This window comes from Mesorhizobium sp. M7A.F.Ca.CA.002.09.1.1 (assembly GCF_003998555.1).
Lineage (GTDB): Bacteria > Pseudomonadota > Alphaproteobacteria > Rhizobiales > Rhizobiaceae > Mesorhizobium > Mesorhizobium ciceri.
In genome coordinates this window covers 1-802 of sequence record NZ_RZRR01001414.1, presented here as the reverse complement: position 1 = coordinate 802, position 802 = coordinate 1, and the positions used below count along the sequence as shown (strand labels likewise).

Annotated in this window: 1 protein-coding gene and 1 pseudogene; one reads left to right on the top strand and one right to left on the bottom strand. The window is 59.7% G+C overall.

Annotated features, from left to right (window positions below; all coding sequences use genetic code 11):
* Positions 1-480, bottom strand: a 480-nt coding sequence (locus tag EN994_RS33640) for an SMP-30/gluconolactonase/LRE family protein (RefSeq protein WP_164746539.1), incomplete at its 3' end; no start/stop codon positions are given.
* Positions 481-535: 55 nt separating this feature from the next.
* On the opposite strand from EN994_RS33640, the pseudogene EN994_RS35765 reads away from it, so the two are divergent.
* Positions 536-802 (top strand): annotated as a pseudogene (locus EN994_RS35765) (hypothetical protein); the annotation flags it as partial.

Here is an 802-nt window from a genome sequence, read left to right as displayed (position 1 = left end):
GTAGACGTGGCAGGCGCCGATTTCGCTCTCAGCCCTGTCGCCCTCATAATCCGTATCGATGCCGTAGCTTGGATCGGTGAACCAGATGGAACCGTCGGATTTCACCACCGCGTCGTTGGGCGAATTCAGCCGCTTGCCTTTCCATTTGGCCGCGATCGTGGTGACCGAGCCGTCGAACTCGGTGCGGCTGACGCGGCGGCCCGAATGCTCGCAGGTGATCAGCCGGCCCTGCCGGTCGACGGTGTTGCCGTTCGAGTTGCCGGACGGCTGCCGGAAGACGCTGACATTGCCGTCGGTCTCGTCATAACGCAGCATGCGATTGTTGGGGATGTCGGACCAGACGACATAGCGGCCGGCGGCGAACCAGGCCGGCCCCTCCGCCCACTGGCATCCGGTGAACAGCTTCTCGACCTGCGCGTTGCCGTTGAACAGGCGCGCGAAGCGCGGATCGAGAATTTCATAATAGTCTGCGGCCGCCATGCTTTCCTCCCGGCATCAATGACAGGGATCAAGCCAGCCGGAGGGACAGAAGGCAATGTGGGTACGCACAGTGTCCCACAAAAGATCGCTTGCCGGCTCTGCGCATGACGTTAGCGCCGCATTAACCGGCTATGCGTCCAGCGCAATGGTGCATTGCAACATCTTCTTTTTGCAATGCACCATTACTATGTCATGCTTCGTATCGATCAAGGGAGGAAGAAACCGCCGCCGAAATGCGGCGCCAAAAAGGAACCTTGCTATGATCCTCGACAGTCTCATGACCCGCGCTCGCAACAGCATTGCCAAGCGCAAGCACTACAAC